This is a genomic window from Clostridium sp., from assembly GCF_051278035.1.
GTDB lineage: Bacteria > Bacillota > Clostridia > Clostridiales > Clostridiaceae > Clostridium_AD.
The window spans coordinates 1-20,281 of record NZ_JBNMNU010000074.1; the positions used below are offsets into that span (position 1 = coordinate 1).

The following is a 20,281-nucleotide window of genomic DNA, read 5'->3' on the forward strand; positions in this document are numbered from 1 at the left end:
CCTTTAATTCTTCTATATTGACCAAATAAGTAACCGATTTCTCTTCCGCCAACACCAATATCTCCAGCTGGAACGTCAACATCTGGTCCTATGTGTCTGTAAAGTTCAGTCATAAAGCTTTGGCAAAATCTCATTATCTCGTTATCTGATTTTCCTTTTGGATCAAAATCAGAACCACCTTTACCTCCACCCATTGGAAGTCCTGTTAAAGAATTCTTCAATGTTTGTTCAAATCCTAGGAATTTAACTATCCCTATGTAAACTGAAGGATGCAATCTTAAACCACCTTTAAATGGTCCTATAGATCCATTGAATTGCACTCTAAAACCACGATTAACATGTGATACTCCTGCATCATCTGTCCATGGCACTCTAAACATAATTTGTCTTTCAGGCTCACAGAATCTTTCTAAAAGGTTTGCCTTAATGTATTCTGGGTGTTTATCTAGAACTGGTCCCAAAGAACCTAACACCTCTTGTACTGTTTGTAAAAATTCAGGTTCATTAGAATTCCTCTTATTAACATTTTCCAATACTTGTTGAATATAAGCCTTAGTTTCCATAACTTAATCCCTCCTGAGAATGAATGTTTTATTTCAATTTAATATATATATGAATATTAAATTGCTTTACGTATACTATATTCTATATGATTTTAGATATTCCTTTTTTTTTTAAAATATTTTTTTATTTTTTTTAATAAAGAGTAAACATTTACATCTGTTTATCTTGAACTCATACTCTTTAATCCTTATCTCTATAAGAATAAACTTGATATTCTTCCCATATATCCTCTAAAGTAGCGAATGTGCTAGATATTTTTTCTTTTTCTCGAAGTCCAACAGCTATTATGAGTGCATTTATCACACTAAGTGGTGCTACTAAAGAATCAACAAAGGATGCCATATTACTTTGAGCTATTAACGTATTGTCGGCCTTAGCTGCTAGCGGAGACAACAAACTATCTGTGATTGCTATAACTTCTGCATTCCTGCTTTTAGCAAAAGCCAATGCTTCGATTGTTCTTTTAGCATATCTCGGAAATCCTATTCCGATTACAACATCTACTTCAGAGAGGTTGATCATTTGCTCAAATATATCACTAACACCATAGGTAACAACCTTAACGTTATCTAAAATCAGATTTAAATAAAAACCTAAAAATTCTGCTAGAGCAGTTGAGCTTCTAAGTCCTATTATATATATTTTCTTAGCTTTAAATAATGAATTTACTACATCCTCAAAAGTTTTATGATTAATCTTTTCAAGTGTGGCTCTAATATTTTCCATATCAGCTTTCAGTACACCTTTCAGCGCATTTTCTTGAGTAATGAAATCATTAGATAATTCAATTCTTTGTACCGTAGTCAATTTATTTTTAATTAATTCTTGAAGAGACTTTTGGAGTTTTGGATATCCACTAAAACCTAACTCATTGGCAAATCTTACAACAGTAGATTCGCTTACCCCTACACTAATTCCTAATTTTGCCGCTGTCATAAATGCAGCCTTATCATAATGTTTTAAAATAAATTCCGCTATTAGTTTTTGACCTTTACTTAGACGCGGAAATTTAACTTGAATAGACCTCATTAAATCTTGTTTGTTATTCTCCATTATAAACTCAATCCTTCCTTTGTTATTTTAAGATAAATGAATTAAAAAATTCAATAAATAGTAAAATGAAATATATAATTCATTTTACCATTTATTGAATAAATTTTCAATGGATTATTCATTTTTTTATAATTAGTAATCACAGATGACTTATTCGTCTTATTAAAATAAAAAGAATGTTAAGAATAGTGAATTATAAATTCTTCAAATAATCTATTTCAATGTTAGTTAGATTTCTCCATTTACCCTTTTCCAGTTCTCCTAAAGCTATTTCACCAACAGAAACTCTTTTTAAGTTAATAACAGGATGATCTATAGCCTCACACATTTTTCTTATTTGACGATTTTTCCCCTCATGTATAGTTATTTTAACATTACAGTTTACTCCGAACTTATTTAACACCTCAAACTCTGCCTTTGCTGTTATGTATCCATCAATATCTACCCCATTACAAAACTTATAAATTTCTTCCTCTGTTGGGTAGCATTCTAATAAAGCTATATAAACTTTATTAATTGCTTGTCTTGGATGAATTACCTTATTATATATATCTCCATCATTGGTTAATATAATAAGGCCTGATGTATCATAATCTAGTCGCCCTATGGGATATATCCTTTCCTTTACTTCTATTAAATCTATAATAGTTTTCCTACCTTTTTCATCATTCACTGTGGACACTACGCCTTCGGGTTTGTTTAACGCAATATATACTGTGTTTTCTTCTAATCTAATAATTTCATTATCTACGTGCACCACATCCATGTCAGGGTTAACCTTCTGACCAAGTTCTACAATTAATTTATTATTTACTTTTACTCTTCCACTAACAATAATTTCCTCACATTTTCTTCGTGAAGCAATTCCACATCTTGCCATGAATTTTTGCAACCGTTCTTCCACTATACCACTCCTAATTAAAATTTAATTTATAATACTTATATATAACCTTCATTCTAAATTATATAAGTATATAACTAAAAAATCAATTTTTTTTACTTTTTTAGGACATTAAAGATAATAAACACGCTATAAGCAAAATTCCGAAAATAAATAGTGAGTAAGTTAAACTATTCATATTATGTACCATTTCCCGTATTTTATCTTTAATGTTTGTTTTTTCTAATTTTTCTCTTTCAATATTAATTTTATGTTTACTAATATTTTTGGTAAGAAATAAATCATTAATTTTACTTCCAACTCCTTTTGTAACATATTTTACATTATCAATTTCAATTTTAGTAATTGAATCAATACTAGTACCTATAAAAGTAACACTATTAACCACCGCTCGGTCAATGATATTAAAAATAAACAGACTCACAAGAATAATGCATTTAGCTAGTGGCTTATATATATGCATCTCTAAACTTACCCAATTTAAAGTCGGGTTCACATAATACCAATTAGCCCCTTCACCTTTTTTTAACACTTTTCTTATAAATCCAATATAAACTATGATACCAATTACTATTATTATAAAAGAACTTTTAATATTATTAAAAGTGTATAAACTCACTACTAGTGGCTCTGCATTTCCAAAGGGTTTCAGTGCTTTATCTAACACATGTAAAATAGCACTCGGATTAAGTCCAATATATATACTCATTAAACTAAGTGTAACCATTGGCAGAAGTACCCTTTTACTTAATTTAGCCTTTACCTTTTCAATTTCATGATTACTTTTTTCTATAAATACAGCTACAAATATTTTTAATAAATAGGCTACAGTAAAACCACTACTTATTATAAATACAATTTCACACATCTTAAAGAATACGCCCTTATACATATGTTGAGCTTCAATAAGCGCCTCATGCAACATAGTTTTACTAGTAAAACCATTAAAGCCAGGCATTCCTATAATTGATAGGAGCCCTATAAAAAATATTATCTTTAATAAATGTTTTTTTATTCCAAATCCTCCAATTTTATTTATACTCACATCATTCAAAACCATATATATAGTTCCAGTCCCCATAAATAGTAAGGCTTTAAAAATTCCATGATTTACAACATGATACAATGTACCATATATAGCTATAGTCCTATGATCCTTCAATATTCCTATGAGTCCAATTCCAACAAGAATATAGCCAATTTGACTCATGCTACTATATGCCAGAATTCTTTTAATGTTTCTTTGCATCATGGCGAGAATTCCACCAATGAACATATTTAGAAATCCTATCACTAGAATAATAATAGAAATAATAAAATCTCCACTCATAATTACTTCAATTGTTAATATAATTCCAAATATACCTGTTTTAGCTAAAACTGCTGATAAAACTATGGTTGCAGGTGTTGGCGCTGCAGGATACGCCTTAGGCAGCCATATGTGTAGTGGCACCATCCCAGCTTTCACTCCAAACCCTATAATTATTAGTGCTACGATAAGATACTTTACACTTCCAAGCCCACTTACAGCCACACTAAGTTCACCTATATCTAATGTCTGAGTATAATTATATAGTAAAAACAATCCCATAAGCAGAATGAGACCACCAGTAACTGCCATTATAATATAAGTATTGCCGGCTTCATGAGAATAATCATCTTCATCGTTAATTATTAATGCATAAGATGTAAATGACATCATTTCAAAAAAAGTGAACAAGTTTAAAAAATTTTCTGATATGAAAATTCCTATAGTGCTTGCTAGTGTTAGCATAAAAAACAAATAATATCTATTTCTGTTTCTATGGCTCAATAAATAATGAGATGAGTACAGTGTAGTTAAAAACCATATCATAGCTGTAAGCCATACAAAAACATATCTAAACATATCTAATTTTAGATGAAGACCCGTACCCATAATATGTGGAACGTATACTTCTATAGGCTGTAATGCAACATATTTATATAACATTGTGGTAACCAAAAGTACAATAGCTGTCATTATAGTATTAAAAACATCCCTATATTTTTCATTTTTTCTTCCTATAGCGAAACCTATAAAAGAACAAAAAAATGGAAATAGCAAAATAAATAATAAATATATAGTTGATTTCAAAATACATTCTCCTTTCTTAAAGTACCTCACTAGCAATTTTTTGTATAAATGTAATAATCATATTAGGAAATAGTCCAAGTAAAACAATTATTATAGTTATCATAACTATAGGGATTAACATTTTCATTGGTGCCTCTTTAACTATAGTGTCATCCCCTTTTTTAAAAAAGGCTTCAGTTATTACTGGAAGAAGGTATAGGGCAGTTAATAGTGCACTAATGAGGAGTATCGCTGGAAAAATCATTTTTCCAGCTTCAAGTCCCCCTTGAGCTAGATACCACTTACTAACAAATCCATTTGTCGGTGGAATTCCTATTAATGATATAGCCGCTATACCAAAACAGCTCATTGTAATTGGCATCTGTTTCCCAATACCCCTAATCTGGCTAATATCCGTTTTTCCAGTAGTATACATTATCGCTCCAACACAGAAAAAAAGAACAATCTTAATTACTGCATGGTTAATTAAATGAAGGAGCCCTCCAACAAGTGCCTCTTCATTTAGAAGAACTACACCTAATAAAACATATCCCAATTGACTAATGGTTGAGTAAGCTAATCTCTTCTTTAAATTTTCTTGATGGAGTGCTAAGAATGAACCCATCAAAATTGAAAGTACTATAAGAATGCTTAAAAATATATTTACATGAAGCGCCTTAACAATTTCTGCTCCAAATATAAAATATGTCATTCTAACAATAGCAAAAATCCCTGATTTCACAACTGCAACTGCATGAAGAAGTGCACTAACTGGTGTTGGCGCTACCATTGCAGCAGGTAGCCATGAATGAAATGGTACAAGGGCTGCTTTAACTCCAAAACCTAAAAACATAACAACATAGCTTATTATATATAGCGTCCTATTATCATTTGTTAGTGGTGACAAAATACCATGCGAAGCAAATGTCAAATCACTAGTAATACTGAATAATAAAAGCATTCCAAGTAAAACTAGTGCTGCTCCTGAAAAAGAATATATGAGATATTTCTTTCCACTTTTTAGAGCCTGTTTTGACTCTGTATGTATTACAAGTGGAAAGGTTGACAGTGTTAGAAACTCATAAAAGGCGTAAAGTGTTATAAGATTCCCCGCAAAAGCAATTCCAATGGTTACCCCAAGGGTTGCAAGAAAAAAAATGAAAAACTTTCTTTCTTTTCCCTCATGCTTCATATATTGCATTGCATAAAAAGCAGTAAAAACCCATAAAATCGAAACCAATAGTGAAAATAGTATGCTTAACTTATCAATTCTAAAGTAAACATCCAGAAATTCATTCAATTTGAGTAGATGAAAACTGCTTTCCCCAAACTTATAAAATATAGCAACTAAAAAAACAAAATTCAATATAACACCTATGCTTACAAAAATATTCCTTTTCTTCTCATCAAATTTTATAGTTGCCATAATTATTGCTAATATAAATGGAAATATAATGGGAAGTATTATTATGCTACTATTCAATTTATAATTCCCTCCTCTATTTAAGTCCCAGCGTAATTAAATTTATAATTCCTCTAGATGCTATTCCTACGTAAATCATTGAACCCACTAAAAAAATTACAGGAATCATTTCTTTTATAGGTTTGCTTTTAGATTTATATACTTTACCTTCCATATTATCCTCTCCGAAAAATCCATTTATAACAATTGGAGCGTAATATACTGCATTCAGTAAACTACTAATCAATATAACTGCAATTAAAATTGTTTCTCCAGCTGCAATAGTGGCTAACGACAAATACCACTTACTTATAAACCCAGGTAACATAGGAATTCCTATCATAGATAGTGCAGCTAAGGAAAATAATCCTAAGGTTAATGGCATTTCTCTACCTATTCCCTTTAGATGTTCTAAGGTTTTATGCCCTGTTTGTTCTATCATTGCTCCAACTAATAAAAACAGTGCTGATTTAGTTAAGGCATGGCCGATAATATGAAATATAGCAACGGAAACCCCTATATCTGTTCCTAGCCCAACACCTAAAAATATATACCCCATTTGTGCCACCGTAGAATAGGCTATAACTCTTTTTACATTCTTTTGAAAGATAGCAAAGACCGAGCCCATTATCATTCCTAAACTACCTAGTATTAAAATAATATTTAGAACTGAATAATGGTGCAGTATCTCCATTCCATAAAGTCTATATAATATTTTAATCAAAAGTAAGACAAAAGCCTTCAAAACTAGCGAAGATAGAATTGCACTTGAGGATGATGGTGCGTTTGAATGTGCATCTGGAAGCCAGTTGTGCAGTGGGAACATGGCACTCTTTACTCCGAGACCAATAATAAATAAAACTATAGATATTAATACTGCATTGGGATAATTTAAATAGGATTTTATTAATTCTTCATGGATGTAGTTAATATTTAAATATCCAGTCATTGAGTACAAATAAGCAATCCCCATAAGTACAAGTCCGGATCCGAGACAGCTCATAATTAAATATTTTAATGTTGCTCTTATATTTTCTTTTTTGTCTTTAACTATAATAGTTCCACAAGATGCAAGGGTTCCTACTTCTATAAATACGAAACAATTAAACAAATCATTAGAATATACTACTCCAAGTAGGGAACCTATCAAAATATTAATAAGTAAATAATATAACCCTAACTTAGATTCTTTAATTTCTTTTTCTATACTATATATTGAATACCAGATTATCATAAGTGCAACAAATGTAAAAAGGAGTCCCATCATAGCCTCAATTATTCCAATTCGAAATTCAATTCCGTACGGTGCATTATAATGTCCAATTCTATACAAATACTCACCATTTTTAATAACAAAACTCAAATTTAACATTGCTAAAATCATGACTATTGCCATTGATATTAAACTAATCATCTTAACAATCTTCGTGTTTTTAATAAGTGGCATCATAAATGCAGTAATAAACAAAACTAATATAATAGCAAGTGGAAAACTTTGCATTAAATTCATATTAATCACTCCTCATTTTCATAATCTCGTCTAGTTCAATGCTACCGTAGCCGTCATAGAGTTTTACTGTTAGCGCAAGGGCAAATGCTGTTGTACTAACTGCTACAACTATTCCAGTAAGCATTAGAGCAGATGGGACAGGATTGATATACCCTTGAACTCCTTTATGTGCTCCTATAATAATTGGTGCATCCAGGCCTACAACATATCCTTTCGCTATAAAAAACAAAAATATTGCTGTATCCATTATATTCATTCCAATAATCTTTTTTATTAAATTGTTGTGCAGTAATAGTATAGAAAATCCAATTCCAAACAGTATAATTGCACCAGTTTCATAATAATTACTTATTAATCCTTCCATAACTAAATTTCTCCTCCGTCAAATAAAGTGAAAAAAAAGTAAATCGTAATTGCCACAATAAGTCCTACTAATATGTTTAATGGCAATAAAAATCCACCACTGAGTATATTTCCTGGAGTTCCAAGCCCCGGTTGTGGAAGATTCAAATGATTTCCACCAGTTATAAAACTATATCCTTTTAGTAATCCATAAAGTATAAGCGACCCGCAAATATAGGTTAACAGTTTTGAGAATGGAATCTTTTTATCAGTAAATTTTTTACCATAAATTAATCTATATAAGATTAAACTTGTACCTATAATGGTTCCACCTGCAAATCCCCCCCCTGGACTTATATGCCCATAAAAAATTATATATATCCCAAAAATTTGAATACAAGGTATTAGTAATTTACTTACCCCTTTTAAAATAGTACTTTCTATAGTTGTGCCTTCATTTTGTGTATCTCCAGATCGTTTTTCCTTTTTCAGAACTAACAACACTATAATTGAAGCAGTAAATAGCACACTCGACTCAACAAAAGTATCAAAGGCACGGTAATCTAAAATAATCCCCGTAACAATATTCATTGCACCAGTTTCTTTTGTTGTGTTTTCAATGTAATAATGTGCAACTTCATTATTTGCAGGATTATCATATTGTCCAAATTCGGGAAGTTCATTAACACCCAAAAGTAAAATAATAATTAAACTTATTGTAATTAGAGTAGATAAAAGTTTTTTCATTTTGTTACTCCTTTAATCCGCTTTAGTGTAAGTACAAATAAAATTGTGGTAATACCTGCTCCTACTGCGGCTTCAGTTATTGCTAAATCTGGAGCATTTAGCTGTTGCCATAAGATCGTCATTATTAGGCTATACACCATAAATACTATTATTGCACCAAGTAAGCTTTTTATATTTGAAACTGCTATAGCAGAGCCTATTAAAAACGCCAGCATTATAACACTAAATATTTTCATGCTTTTTCACCTCATTTATTTTTGCAAGGTTCGCTTGCCTTGTGTATTCAGCCTTGGCTATTAAGTGTGTAGCTGTTGGATTTGCAGTCCACACAAATATAAGAATTAACATAAATTTAAAACTAACCATATTTAGGCCTTCGAGTACTATTAATGAACATAAACATAGTACAGCACCTAATGTATCACATTTGGAAGCGCTATGAGCTCTTGTAAACACATCTGGAAACCTTATAATACCAAGTGTTCCCACCATGAAAAAGAATAACCCTCCAAAGAGAAACATTGTTACAACGATATCTTTCATATATTTTTCCCTCCTGAATTCTCAATAACTTTAGCTATAACAATCGACGATAGAAAACTAATTAAAGCATATACTATGGCAACATCAACAAAATAAGTTTCATGAAGCAGAAAAGAAACTATTAAAATAAGTACAATGGTTTTAGTGCCTATTACATTAACAGCAATAAGTCTATCTGCTGCGGTCGGCCCCTTGATTGCTCTGAACATACAAATGAAAATTGTAGCTGATAAAAATAAAATAGAAAAAATTAATAGTTTACTCATAAATGCCTTCCTCAACTTTCATTATTATTTTTTCAAAAGTTGAATTAGTTAAGTCCTTTGAATATTCACCTTTTAAACAATGCACTAAAATCTTGTCTCCATCCATTGAAATAGTTAAGGTTCCTGGAGTTAATGTTATTGTATTTGCAAAAATTGTTTTATTAAAATCGGATTTTATTTTTGTTCTAATTGTTACTATCTGTGGCGATATAACTATTTTAGGGCTCAGAACTATTTTAGCAACATTAATATTGGAAACCAATATTTCTTTTAACATAAGGGTCGTGTAAGAAATCCACAACATACTATTTTTCCTGAAATTTAATTTTCTATTAATACACATTAAATCCTTATTTAAAGTTACAACTAACAAACTTACTATTATACCAATACAAATAGTTTCAATTTTTGCATTTTCTGATATAACTATCCAAAATAGCAGATATAAAGATACAATCCCATAATACATGTTAGAAATCCTCCTATACATTTTCAGCTTACTTTTCTCCGAGTTTTTTATCATTATATTCTTGAATACATATGTAGCAATAAATATGCCACAATTCCTTGCTTTAATAAAAAAAGGTTATAAACCATCTGTTTTCAACGGTTTATAACCTTTTTTTGTTTTTTTATAAATAGTGAATTGCAATGTAATGTAACTGTTTACACCAACTCGTTTCAAAATGGCACACTAAATCGCTGTCACCGATAAATTCATGTTCCATTTTGGTACATATGTATCATGTCGACACAGATGTCGTAATTGCATAAAGTATTCTTATATACTTTATTTCACGTCAACTATTACTTAAGTCAAAAATCATCTATTTACTAACTAATTTATATTTTTTCATCTTCCTATACAGTGTGCTTCTCCCTATATCTAATATTCTAGAAGCTGCTGCCATATTATCATTTACATCTATTAATGTCTGCATAATAGTATTCTTTTCAATTTGTTCTAATGTCAATAGTTGCTTTATGCCACTCGTTTCTCCAACATCTTCTTTTTCAATTATATAACTTGGTAAGTTGATACCCGTAAGTACACTGTTATTTTCAGCTATATTTAATACAAGTTGCATAATATTTTGTAGTTCCCGAACATTTCCTGGCCAATCATAATTAATCATACCTTCATAAAAACTTTCATGAATTCTTTTTATATTCTTATCGTTTGACTCACAGAATTTCTCATAAAAATAATCAATAAATATCTTAATATCTTCTTTTCTTTCCCTAAGGGAGTTTATATAAATAGGCATAACATTTATTCTATAAAAGAAATCACTTCGGAATTTTCCAAGGGCAACTTCTTTTTTCAAATCCTTGTTTGAGGCCGCTATAACCCTAACATTTATTGGTATAACATCATGTCCTCCAACTCTTACTACATTACGTTCTTCTAAAACTCTAAGTAAACTTACTTGAACATCTAGGGGCATATCTCCTATTTCATCAAGAAATATTGTTCCTCCGTCAGCAAGTTCAAATTTCCCTGGATGCCCACCTCTTTTAGCTCCCGTAAACGCACCTTCCACATAACCAAACAGTTCGCTAGAAACTAGATCCCGAGGAATAGCACCACAATTTAAGAATACAAAAGGTCTATCTTTTCTTCTACTAGCGTTATGAATAGCTTGTGCAAACATTTCCTTTCCTGTTCCACTCTCGCCTTGAAGTAGTATAGTAGCGTCATTCTTAGACGCTATTGTCGCAATTTTGATTGAATGAGCTATATTTTCACTCTTGCCAAATATATCATCAAATGTAAATCTTGCATTCGCGCCAACAATTTTATTAATCATACTTAGAACGGCTTTGTTTTCTCTAAAAGTAATTACCCCACCACCTAAGTCTGAAGAACTAAAAAGCCTTATGGGAGTAACATTAACTATACACGTTTTATTGGCGCCCAATTTTGTAGTGAAATCAATTTCTTCCTCTTGATATCCTTTCCCCTTATTTACAGCGCCTAAAATATCTTTTTTACAATTAGTAGATAAAACATCACTTATGTGTATATTGTATTTCCCTTTTCCCCTATACCCCAATAGTTTTCTTGCAAATCTATTCATACTGGTTATTTCGCCTTGACTATCTATTCTAATAATCCCCTCTGAAATCGATTCTGTAATTTGATAAAATTGTTCATTAACTATTTTTAATTTTTTATTAGAATTTTCTAACTTCATTTCTTTTTCTATGGCTTTTGCTGCAGCTACTACCATACCTAAAGTATGTGGATGTACAAACTCATAGTTACCTGTAATGCTTAACACCCCTAAAATTCCATTATCCTCATCTTTTATTGGGCATGCAGAAGAAGTCATCTTATGATACTTATGTAAATAATGTTCGCCACCAAGGACTTGTATTGGCCCACCCGTTATTAATGAAAGTCCAATGGCATTAGTGCCTATGACATCTTCACTTATATTATATCCATCTTGTAATACCAGAAAATCATGATGATGTATTAATCTGTCCTCTCCTATATGTTCCAACACATATCCGTCTCCATCTGTTAACCTAATCATAAAATCTGAATTTTGAATCAAATTATACAATGTTTTCATTAATGGTTTTGCCGTCTCCAGTAGGGGTAAAAATTCCTTATACTTCATTTTTAGATCATCTTCAGTAATGTCAACAGAAAAATTGTTTTCATAGGGATCTATACCATATGATTTACATCTTTCCCACGACCTTGAAATGATGTCTCGAAGACCTTTTTTATCTAAAATACCTTCCAAAACAAACAATTGCCATTTTTTTATAATTTCTTCATCATTATCAAGCAATCTTTTAGTTGACAAGTAAATCCTCCCCTTCATAACATTATGATGTAATTATACCTACAACTATATATTTTGTCTAATAGTATAAATTATAATTAGAAAAACTCCTTGGTTAACCAAGGAGTTTTCAAGATTAAAATTAATAAACTCATATTTTTAGCTATTTTTTCTTAATTATCGTTTAAATCAATGTGACAGTAGCCGCCTGGATTTTTTTGTAGATACTTTTGATGATAATTTTCTGCATCATAAAAACAAGAAAGTGATTGTATTTCTGTAACTATTGCCTTATTATACTTACTTTGTACTTCATCTTTAGTTTTTAATATGATTTCTAAATCCAACTTATCAGTATAATAAATACCACTTCTATATTGGCTACCTATATCCAGTCCTTGTCTATTAGAAACCGTAGGATCTATTATTCCCCAAAACTTGTTTAATATTTTTTCTAGTGATACTACTTTTTCATCGTAACTTACTAGACAGGCTTCTGCGTGTCCTGTTTCTCCATTACAAACCTGATTATATGTAGGGTCTTTCACTTTACCATTTGCATACCCAACCACAGTTTCAATGATACCATTTATTCCTGACATATAAGCTTCTATACCCCAAAAACATCCTCCTGCTACAACAATAGTCTTCATAAACGCACCTCCATATTGTATAAACTAACACCTATATATTACTACAAATGCATTCTCTTTCCTAACTAATCCTAAAAAAATATTTTATACTATTTCTTTCTTTTTATCTAGAAACTTAAAATCTTCAGCTACAACTTCTATACTATATCTTTTGTTTCCATCCTTATCTGTATAACTACTACTGCAAAGTTTACCAGTTATACCAATTTGACTTCCTTTACCTAAAAATCTACACATTGTTTCAGCTAAAGAATTCCATACCAAAATACTTATAAAATCCGCTTCAGGTTGTGTGTCCTTACGCGGTGTTCTGTTTATAGCCAATGTAAATTTAGTATAAAAGCCTTTTCCTTCGTTAAAATCTTTAAGTTCTAAATCTTTTGTTATTCTTCCTATTAATGAAACATTGTTCATATTACATCTCTCCTTTTTTGTTTAATAACTTTTTAAATTATTGACAACAAAAGTAGATTTTATACAAACAAACGTTCTTTTTTGCTTGATAAAAATTCATTTCTTTATTAAATAATTTTCGCTTTAACAATTGTAGCTCTTATAATTTTAGATTCTTCCTCACTGTTATTATAAATCTTAATTTCCGAAATGCTTTCTTCCTCTGTTCTAGTTACTAATGCTAAATCACCCTGATTAAGCTTTAATTTCCCCTTTGCTTCTGAAACAATTTCCACATGACCTTTAATTATATAAAACGCTTCTGTAATTCCAGATAATTTTTCAACATCCTTAACATTATTGTGTAATATTATATCTTTAAATTCATCTTCATTAAGAGAAATGTATTCTAATCTACCCTTGTAACCTTTCGCCAGCATTAAATTAAAATCTGTGACTTTACCATAAGACGTTGTTATCCAATCTCCATTAAAACTGTCTTGCTCATACGCTTTCAGCTTAGTCTTATGATGCCCTTCATGGTAAAGATGAAGTTCTCCCTCAATAATCATTATAATCCTAGATACCCCTTGCAGCGGTGTAAATGTAGATTGCTCTACTTCAACCCTTGCGGAACTAATCCTCCAATCAAAATCACGCTTACTATAAACTGAACCTTTTGGATAAATATAAAGTTCAGTTGTTGTACCACCAGACCATTCACTTGTTTCGCACTGTTGTTTTCTGACTATTTCTATGTTGTACGACATTTTTAAATCCCCCCGCCACTTGTTTTATATTATTTAAGCTTAATAGTAGAAGTAATAAGAATCAATCATATATTTAGCATTATACTTGTCACTTAATTTTTTTAAATAAATTTTAACCTTCTCTTTATTCTCCGTATCAGAAAGAATTTTCTTGAAATGCATTTGCTCTTTCTCAGAAGCATTGTTTTTTACATATCCCCAAACGTGTTCTGCAGTATTAATAAAACTGCCATCCTCTACATCAAGGTTCATTATTTCATCTATATACTCGTAAAATTCCTGAATACTACAATCTTCTTTTACAATGTGGCTACACTCTTTATAATATTTATAATTTCTTTCCATAAGTAGATATTTATATTTAGACCACTGTTTTTCTATAGTTACATCTTTTAATTTATTTTTCATATTATCAACTAAAAGATTACATTTTATAGCGGAAATATCCTTATCTTTTACTTCTAGCATAATATCTAGATTGTACTCTTTAATCTCTTCATAGTATTCCAGAAATTTTTCAGCTGCTATAGAAATTGAATGGGCCCCTATATGTTTCTTAAAGTTTTGCTGACTATAGTGAACTTTTATATTTCCGTCCTTCTCTTGCCATGTTTTAGCTACTTTATTTATTATCTCTTTCACAGGCGTAGCTTTCAAATGATTACATTCATGGTGAAGATTATCAAATATTACCGGAATATTGATTTTACTACTTACAAAAATCAGGTCTTCAATATTGAAAATCCTATCATCGTTTTCAATTACAATTCTATTTTTTACTGAAACTGATAATCTTTTAAAATTTTCTATAAACCTATTCATAGCAGCATCTTTATCTCCATAAGCTCCACCAATATGAAGTATTATCTTATTCGTCCCATCAACACCTAATGAGTCTAAAAACCTAGCATGATACTCCAAATCCTTAATTGTTTTTGCTACAATATCTTCCTTTTCAGCATTAAGTACAGTGTACTGACCTGGATGCATAGATACCCTCATACCACATTTTTTTATATATTCGCCTATTTCACTTAATTCATTTTTAAAAACCGTATGCCACGGAATTTCATTAATAATGTGGCTTCCTAACGGAACAATATCTGAGCTTATTCTAAACAACTTTATATTGAATTTTTCATTATTCTCTAATATTAATCTTAAGTCTATTAAGTTTTGCTCTAGTACCTCTAAAAACATCTTTTCAGAAAAGTTTTTCAGCATTAATCTTCTATTTGTTCTTGCATTTGTCGTAAGTGGTATACATGCATATCCTATTTTCATCTTTTCCTCCTATGCTCTTATTTACGTAATTTTACTTCTAAAACCATTATAGATCAACAATAAACACATGATTTAAAATTACGGAGTTTTATAACACTGTCATCCAACTGAATTGCTATTACGCCTTCTCATAGGTCCTAATTGACCGACAGGATAAATGATATCTTCTGTCCTTCTCTATCCATGTAGCCCCCTTTAAAACAAATCAATAAGGTCTCCAGCATTATTTTTCAACTTATCTATAGAATGAATATATCTATTAGTTGTAGCTAGATTTTTGTGCGCAGCAAAGTCTCTAACTTTCTCCACCGTAGCCCCTGCTAAAATTGCTAATGTAATTGCCGTATGTCTAGTAGAATGGACTCTTAATTTTTTTTCTATACCCGCATTTCTGCATACTTTTTTTATCATGTAATTCAAAGTACTTGCATCTAATTTCTCTTTATTTTTTCCATTAGTTGAGTGACCTATGAATAAATACTCCTCACCACTGGATATCTTACCTCTTTTAGTAAGTAAAATATATTCATTAATCATAGCAAGAACGTTACCCTGAAGTTTTACTATATCTTCTTTACCACCTTTTCTAATTACTCTTACTACATCATAACCAGAACGCGCGGTAATATGCTTAATTTTAATATTTATAATCTCAGATTTTCTTAAGGCTGTGGTTAAAGCCAGTGCTAATAGAGTTTTATTTCTATACCCTAATATAGTAGATGTATCTATACTGCCGAGTAAAGTTTTACACTCATCTTTTGTTAGAAACTCAGTTTCCATATTATTTATAACAGGCCTTTCTTCCTTCAGGTTTCCAAAGGGATTATATTTAACTATATGAACACCTGTAGAATTATCTTGATATTTTAATATCCACTTATAGAGTGCACTAAGTGATGATATTTTTCTATTTATAGTAGCCGATGACATATTTTTGTCTATTAATTTTATTATAAAATTCTGTGTATGTATTAAGGACACTTTCTTAATATCCTCCATTGTGATTTCACAAATAGAATCAACGCAAAAAAAATCTTTTATATCTCGTTCATAGCTCTTAGAAGTATAAGCACTTTTTCTTGATTTAATTTCAAGAAAATACCATATAAAATGCTTGTTATCTAAAATCACATCAGACGTGCGATTGTGTTCTATAATCTTATTTAACATATATTTTCTCCTTTAACATTTGTTATGAATTATATATTTAAAAAAGCTGCAAACAGTAAGTTAGCAGCTTTTTTAAATATATAGGCTATAATTAATCATCTAATTATTAATTAGTTTTACTATTTGTTCTAATGCAAACTTTTCGTCAAGCCCGTTTACTATAACGTTTACAGTATTATTAGGTCCAACTCCTAAAGATAGAATACCTATTAAGCTCTTAATATTTGCTTTTTTACCCATATACTCTATACTTATATCTGATTTAAAACAAGAAGCTCTTTTTACTAATAATGTAGCCGGCCTTGCATGTAGTCCCTTAGGATTACTAACCATAGCTTCTTTTGTTATCAATTCACTTCACCTCAATCTTTTATAATTGCATGAACTAATACTCCACACCTTGTATTAGTTCATACTATAATAGTATCATTAAAAAATTTGTAAATCAATTTTATATATCAGAAACAAACCTTTCTATTCTGTTAAGTCCATTTATTATATTTTCCATTGAAGTAGCATAGGATATTCTAATAAAATTATCAACTCCAAATGCAATCCCCGGTATAACAGCAACTTTTTCTACTTCCAGTAAAAGATCTGAAAACTGAATTGAATTACTTATAACTTTTCCATTAACTAATTTATTTAAAACATTAGATATATTAACCATAACATAAAAAGCACCTTCTGGACTTATGCAAGATAATTTATTTATACTATCTATTTTTTCTACCATATAATCTCTTCTTAACCTAAATTGTTCAATCATCTTCATCATGTCTTCTTGCTGTCCGTTTAGTGCTTCAACTGATGCATATTGAGAAATTGAATTTGGATTAGAGGTAGTATGGCTTTGAATATTCGTCATTAATGATATTATTTCAGTGCTCCCCGCAGCATAACCTATTCTCCATCCAGTCATAGCATAAGCCTTAGATACACCATTAATTACAATGGTTCTGCCATATGCATCTTCTGAAAGACTTGCTATACTAATATGCTTGTTAGCTCCATATAACAATTTTTCATATATTTCATCTGATATTATAATCAAATTATTTACTTTTGCAAAATCAGCAATTTCAATAAGTTCTGCTTTTGTATATACTGTTCCAGTAGGATTATTGGGACTATTTAATACTAATACTTTAGATTTAGAAGTTATTGCTTTAGTTAGATTTTCAATTGTTAATTTAAATTTATTATTTTCTTCCGTTTCTATATAAATAGGTTTTCCATCTGCTAATTTAACTAATTCTGGATAACTAACCCAATACGGAATTCCTATTAAAACCTCATCCCCTGGATTTAAAATAGCTTCAAAAACATTAGCTAAGCATTGTTTTGCGCCAGTTGAAACTATAATTTGAGCTGGTTCATAACTTAATTTGTTTTCTCGTTTAAATTTCTGAATTATTGCGTTCTTTAACTCAATAATACCTGATGCTGCTGTATACTTTGTCATTCCATCTTGAATTGCTTTTATCGCTGCATCTACAATATTTTGAGGTGTATTAAAGTCAGGTTCACCAGCACCAAGCCCTATGACATCTATACCTTCAGCCCTCATTTTTTTTGCCTTTGCAGTTATATCTAATGTTAAAGACTGCGATATTCCTTTAGCTTTTTTAGATAACATCATTTTTATCCCCCAATACTTATATTCTTTACTAATTTTATTAAATTAGCTGCTTATATTATAACTCTTTTTGCATCTTTTAAAATGATATAATTAATATCTTATAAATATATCACCTTTTTTTTGTATTGTAAATAGAATGAATTTATTATTATTATTATTATTATTATTAATAATGGATAGTTTTAAATTTGCTTATAAAAAATAGAGACCTTGCAAAGCAAGCCCTCCGTATACTTATTATCTAGATTGAATTATTAACTTAATTGCCGTTCTTTCTTCACCCTCTATTATAACATCTGTAAATGCAGGTATACAAACTAAATCAACACCACTTGGCGCAACAAAGCCTCTTGCTATTGCAATAGCCTTTACTGCTTGGTTTATTGCACCAGCACCTATTGCTTTTAATTCTGCTGTTCCCTTTTCTCTAATAACTCCTGCTAGAGCTCCTGCCACTGAGTTTGGACTAGATTTTGCTGACACTTTCAATATTTCCATAATACTCCTCCTATTAGTGCATCGAATTGCTATATTTATACTATTCAACAAATGCAAAGAAAACCCTCTTAAAATTTAGAAATTTCCTAAATTTTAAGAGGGTTCAATATTATGTTAGTTTACTTTGCATAATCAATAGCTCTTGTTTCTCTAATTACATTAACTTTAATTTGGCCAGGATACTCTAATTCGTTTTCAATCCGTTTAACTAGATTTCTAGCCATTTCAACCGCTCCTGCATCATCAATTATATCAGGTTTAATCATAATTCTAACTTCTCTTCCAGCTTGAATAGCATATGACTTTTCAACACCTTCATAAGAGTTTGCAATTTCTTCTAATTTTTCCAATCTTTTAATGTAAGCTTCTAAAGTCTCTCTTCTTGCACCTGGTCTTGCAGCTGATATAGCATCTGCTGCTTGAACTAGTATTGCTTCAAGAGATTGTAACTCAACATCACCATGATGCGCAGCAATAGCATTTACAACACTAGCTGATTCATGATGTTTTTTGGCTATTTCAGCACCTATAAGTGCATGTGGTCCTTCAACTTCGTGATCCACAGCTTTACCTATATCGTGAAGTAATCCACATCTTTTAGCAAGAGTAGGGTCAATTCCAAGTTCAGAGGCCATAAGTCCTGCTAAATATGAAACTTCTATAGAATGCTTTAATACATTTTGACCATAACTAGTCCTGTATTTAAGTCTTCCAAGTAGCCTAACAATTTCTGAATGAAGGCTATGCACTCCTGTTTCAAAAGTAGCTTGTTCCCCTTCTTCTTTTATATCGCTATCAACCTCTTTTTTAGCTTTTTCTACCATTTCCTCGATTCTTGCTGGATGTATTCTTCCATCCACTATTAGCTTCTCAAGTGCAATCCTTGCAACCTCACGCCTTATAGGATCAAATGCTGAAAGAATTACTGCTTCAGGTGTATCATCTATTATAAGATCCACTCCTGTAAGCGTCTCTAGAGTTCGAATATTTCTACCCTCTCTACCTATTATTCTTCCTTTCATCTCATCATTAGGAAGCGAAACCACATGAACTGTTGTTTCTGCAACGTGGTCAGCGGCACATCTTTGAATCGCATAAGTAATAATTTCTCTTGCTTTTTTATCAGCTTCTTCTTTTGCCTTAGTTTCAATTTCCTTAATCATAATTGCAGCATCATGTTTAATTTCTTTTTTAATTTCATCTAATAAAACCTGTTTTGCCTCATCAGATGTTAATCCTGACAATCTTTCCAATTCTTCCCTTTGCTTTGTGTGCAAATCTTTAATACTAGCTTCTAACATCTCAACATCTTGTTGTTTTTTATTAAGATTTTCTTCTTTTCTCTCCAACACGTCACTTTTTTTATCTAAAGATTCTTCTCTTTGGATATTTCTTCTTTCTAACCTTTGAACTTCATTGCGTCTTTCTCTTGATTCTTTTTCTAAATCAGTTCTAAGTCTATGAACTTCTTCTTTGGCTTCTAAAACTGCCTCTTTCTTCCTTGTTTCAGCTTCTTTTACGCTATCGTCAATAATTTTTTTAGCTTCTTTTTCAGCCTCAGAAATATTTGCTTGAGATATATTT

The 20,281-nt window shown here is 30.7% G+C and carries 22 protein-coding genes; all 22 read right to left on the reverse strand.

The genetic code is table 11. The features are described 5' to 3' along the window. On the reverse strand, nt 1–563 hold a 563-nt coding region (locus ACJAX4_RS12215; RefSeq protein WP_435789739.1), incomplete at its 3' end, for a Glu/Leu/Phe/Val dehydrogenase dimerization domain-containing protein. Between the two features lie 181 nt (nt 564–744). Next, nucleotides 745–1,617: a MurR/RpiR family transcriptional regulator gene (locus ACJAX4_RS12220; protein WP_435789740.1), complete on the reverse strand. Its 873-nt coding sequence runs from the start codon at nt 1,615–1,617 to the stop codon at nt 745–747. Between the two features lie 193 nt (nt 1,618–1,810). Beyond that, nucleotides 1,811–2,521 (reverse strand): pseudouridine synthase, encoded by a 711-nt coding sequence (locus ACJAX4_RS12225; protein ID WP_435789741.1) that lies wholly within the window; start codon nt 2,519–2,521, stop codon nt 1,811–1,813. 100 nt (nt 2,522–2,621) lie between these two features. Further along, nucleotides 2,622–4,634, reverse strand: coding sequence for a complex I subunit 5 family protein (locus tag ACJAX4_RS12230; RefSeq protein ID WP_435789742.1), 2,013 nt, complete (start codon nt 4,632–4,634; stop codon nt 2,622–2,624). Nucleotides 4,635–4,650: 16 nt separating this feature from the next. After that, nucleotides 4,651–6,096, reverse strand: coding sequence for a complex I subunit 5 family protein (locus ACJAX4_RS12235; RefSeq protein ID WP_435789743.1), 1,446 nt, complete (start codon nt 6,094–6,096; stop codon nt 4,651–4,653). Between the two features lie 16 nt (nt 6,097–6,112). Next, nucleotides 6,113–7,585, reverse strand: coding sequence for a complex I subunit 5 family protein (locus ACJAX4_RS12240; protein ID WP_435789744.1), 1,473 nt, complete (start codon nt 7,583–7,585; stop codon nt 6,113–6,115). A gap of 1 nt (nt 7,586) precedes the next feature. Beyond that, entirely contained in the window at nt 7,587–7,949 is a 363-nt protein-coding gene (locus ACJAX4_RS12245) for a sodium:proton antiporter (protein ID WP_435789745.1), read from the reverse strand. 2 nt (nt 7,950–7,951) lie between these two features. Further along, the gene (gene mbhE / locus ACJAX4_RS12250; protein WP_435789746.1) at nt 7,952–8,674 is read right to left on the reverse strand and encodes a hydrogen gas-evolving membrane-bound hydrogenase subunit E; all 723 of its coding nucleotides are present in this window, start codon (nt 8,672–8,674) and stop codon (nt 7,952–7,954) included. Next, the gene (locus tag ACJAX4_RS12255; protein WP_435789747.1) at nt 8,671–8,910 is read right to left on the reverse strand and encodes a hydrogenase subunit MbhD domain-containing protein; all 240 of its coding nucleotides are present in this window, start codon (nt 8,908–8,910) and stop codon (nt 8,671–8,673) included. Before ACJAX4_RS12255 ends, mbhE begins: the two co-directional genes overlap by 4 nt. Further along, entirely contained in the window at nt 8,897–9,217 is a 321-nt protein-coding gene (gene mnhG / locus ACJAX4_RS12260; RefSeq protein ID WP_435789748.1) for a monovalent cation/H(+) antiporter subunit G, read from the reverse strand. The genes ACJAX4_RS12255 and mnhG overlap by 14 nt, the downstream gene beginning before the upstream one ends. After that, nucleotides 9,214–9,483, reverse strand: coding sequence for a monovalent cation/H+ antiporter complex subunit F (locus ACJAX4_RS12265; RefSeq protein ID WP_435789749.1), 270 nt, complete (start codon nt 9,481–9,483; stop codon nt 9,214–9,216). Before ACJAX4_RS12265 ends, mnhG begins: the two co-directional genes overlap by 4 nt. After that, complete coding sequence (locus ACJAX4_RS12270) at nt 9,476–9,952, reverse strand: Na+/H+ antiporter subunit E (protein ID WP_435789750.1); 477 nt, start codon at nt 9,950–9,952, stop codon at nt 9,476–9,478. The genes ACJAX4_RS12265 and ACJAX4_RS12270 overlap by 8 nt, the downstream gene beginning before the upstream one ends. A 358-nt stretch (nt 9,953–10,310) precedes the next feature. Further along, nucleotides 10,311–12,305 carry a sigma-54-dependent Fis family transcriptional regulator gene (locus ACJAX4_RS12275; RefSeq protein ID WP_435789751.1) on the reverse strand — a complete coding sequence of 665 codons (1,995 nt, stop codon included), beginning with the start codon at nt 12,303–12,305 and terminating at the stop codon, nt 10,311–10,313. A 152-nt stretch (nt 12,306–12,457) separates the two neighbouring features. Continuing rightward, a complete protein-coding gene (gene msrA, locus ACJAX4_RS12280) occupies nt 12,458–12,937 on the reverse strand; it encodes a peptide-methionine (S)-S-oxide reductase MsrA (protein ID WP_435789752.1) in 480 nt (159 codons plus the stop codon). A gap of 84 nt (nt 12,938–13,021) precedes the next feature. Next, nucleotides 13,022–13,351 carry a single-stranded DNA-binding protein gene (locus ACJAX4_RS12285; protein WP_435789753.1) on the reverse strand — a complete coding sequence of 110 codons (330 nt, stop codon included), beginning with the start codon at nt 13,349–13,351 and terminating at the stop codon, nt 13,022–13,024. Between the two features lie 107 nt (nt 13,352–13,458). Beyond that, the gene (locus ACJAX4_RS12290; RefSeq protein WP_435789754.1) at nt 13,459–14,100 is read right to left on the reverse strand and encodes a HutD/Ves family protein; all 642 of its coding nucleotides are present in this window, start codon (nt 14,098–14,100) and stop codon (nt 13,459–13,461) included. Between the two features lie 39 nt (nt 14,101–14,139). Next, nucleotides 14,140–15,384, reverse strand: a complete 1,245-nt coding sequence (gene uvsE / locus ACJAX4_RS12295; protein WP_435789755.1) for a UV DNA damage repair endonuclease UvsE — start codon at nt 15,382–15,384, stop codon at nt 14,140–14,142. Between the two features lie 195 nt (nt 15,385–15,579). Beyond that, complete coding sequence (locus tag ACJAX4_RS12300; RefSeq protein ID WP_435789756.1) at nt 15,580–16,557, reverse strand: tyrosine-type recombinase/integrase; 978 nt, start codon at nt 16,555–16,557, stop codon at nt 15,580–15,582. A gap of 99 nt (nt 16,558–16,656) precedes the next feature. Next, nucleotides 16,657–16,908 carry an HPr family phosphocarrier protein gene (locus ACJAX4_RS12305; RefSeq protein WP_435789757.1) on the reverse strand — a complete coding sequence of 84 codons (252 nt, stop codon included), beginning with the start codon at nt 16,906–16,908 and terminating at the stop codon, nt 16,657–16,659. 100 nt (nt 16,909–17,008) lie between these two features. Beyond that, on the reverse strand, nt 17,009–18,199 hold the full coding sequence (locus ACJAX4_RS12310) for a pyridoxal phosphate-dependent aminotransferase (protein ID WP_435789758.1): 1,191 nt from the start codon (nt 18,197–18,199) through the stop codon (nt 17,009–17,011). A gap of 237 nt (nt 18,200–18,436) precedes the next feature. Beyond that, nucleotides 18,437–18,697 (reverse strand): stage V sporulation protein S, encoded by a 261-nt coding sequence (locus ACJAX4_RS12315; RefSeq protein WP_435789759.1) that lies wholly within the window; start codon nt 18,695–18,697, stop codon nt 18,437–18,439. Nucleotides 18,698–18,816: 119 nt separating this feature from the next. Further along, the gene (gene rny / locus ACJAX4_RS12320; protein ID WP_435789760.1) at nt 18,817–20,277 is read right to left on the reverse strand and encodes a ribonuclease Y; all 1,461 of its coding nucleotides are present in this window, start codon (nt 20,275–20,277) and stop codon (nt 18,817–18,819) included. Nucleotides 20,278–20,281 lie beyond the last annotated feature (4 nt).

What these genes read in the sequence shown, in the direction of transcription:
- uvsE (WP_435789755.1), bottom strand. Translation starts at nt 15,384, where the DNA reads ATGAAAATAGGATATGCATGTATACCACTTACGACAAATGCAAGAACA.
- ACJAX4_RS12270 (WP_435789750.1), bottom strand. Translation starts at nt 9,952, where the DNA reads ATGTATTATGGGATTGTATCTTTATATCTGCTATTTTGGATAGTTATA.
- msrA (WP_435789752.1), bottom strand. Translation starts at nt 12,937, where the DNA reads ATGAAGACTATTGTTGTAGCAGGAGGATGTTTTTGGGGTATAGAAGCT.
- ACJAX4_RS12300 (WP_435789756.1), bottom strand. Translation starts at nt 16,557, where the DNA reads ATGTTAAATAAGATTATAGAACACAATCGCACGTCTGATGTGATTTTA.
- mnhG (WP_435789748.1), bottom strand. Translation starts at nt 9,217, where the DNA reads ATGAAAGATATCGTTGTAACAATGTTTCTCTTTGGAGGGTTATTCTTT.
- ACJAX4_RS12240 (WP_435789744.1), bottom strand. Translation starts at nt 7,585, where the DNA reads ATGAATTTAATGCAAAGTTTTCCACTTGCTATTATATTAGTTTTGTTT.
- ACJAX4_RS12255 (WP_435789747.1), bottom strand. Translation starts at nt 8,910, where the DNA reads ATGAAAATATTTAGTGTTATAATGCTGGCGTTTTTAATAGGCTCTGCT.
- ACJAX4_RS12265 (WP_435789749.1), bottom strand. Translation starts at nt 9,483, where the DNA reads ATGAGTAAACTATTAATTTTTTCTATTTTATTTTTATCAGCTACAATT.
- ACJAX4_RS12315 (WP_435789759.1), bottom strand. Translation starts at nt 18,697, where the DNA reads ATGGAAATATTGAAAGTGTCAGCAAAATCTAGTCCAAACTCAGTGGCA.
- ACJAX4_RS12220 (WP_435789740.1), bottom strand. Translation starts at nt 1,617, where the DNA reads ATGGAGAATAACAAACAAGATTTAATGAGGTCTATTCAAGTTAAATTT.
- ACJAX4_RS12285 (WP_435789753.1), bottom strand. Translation starts at nt 13,351, where the DNA reads ATGAACAATGTTTCATTAATAGGAAGAATAACAAAAGATTTAGAACTT.
- ACJAX4_RS12310 (WP_435789758.1), bottom strand. Translation starts at nt 18,199, where the DNA reads ATGATGTTATCTAAAAAAGCTAAAGGAATATCGCAGTCTTTAACATTA.
- ACJAX4_RS12290 (WP_435789754.1), bottom strand. Translation starts at nt 14,100, where the DNA reads ATGTCGTACAACATAGAAATAGTCAGAAAACAACAGTGCGAAACAAGT.
- ACJAX4_RS12245 (WP_435789745.1), bottom strand. Translation starts at nt 7,949, where the DNA reads ATGGAAGGATTAATAAGTAATTATTATGAAACTGGTGCAATTATACTG.
- mbhE (WP_435789746.1), bottom strand. Translation starts at nt 8,674, where the DNA reads ATGAAAAAACTTTTATCTACTCTAATTACAATAAGTTTAATTATTATT.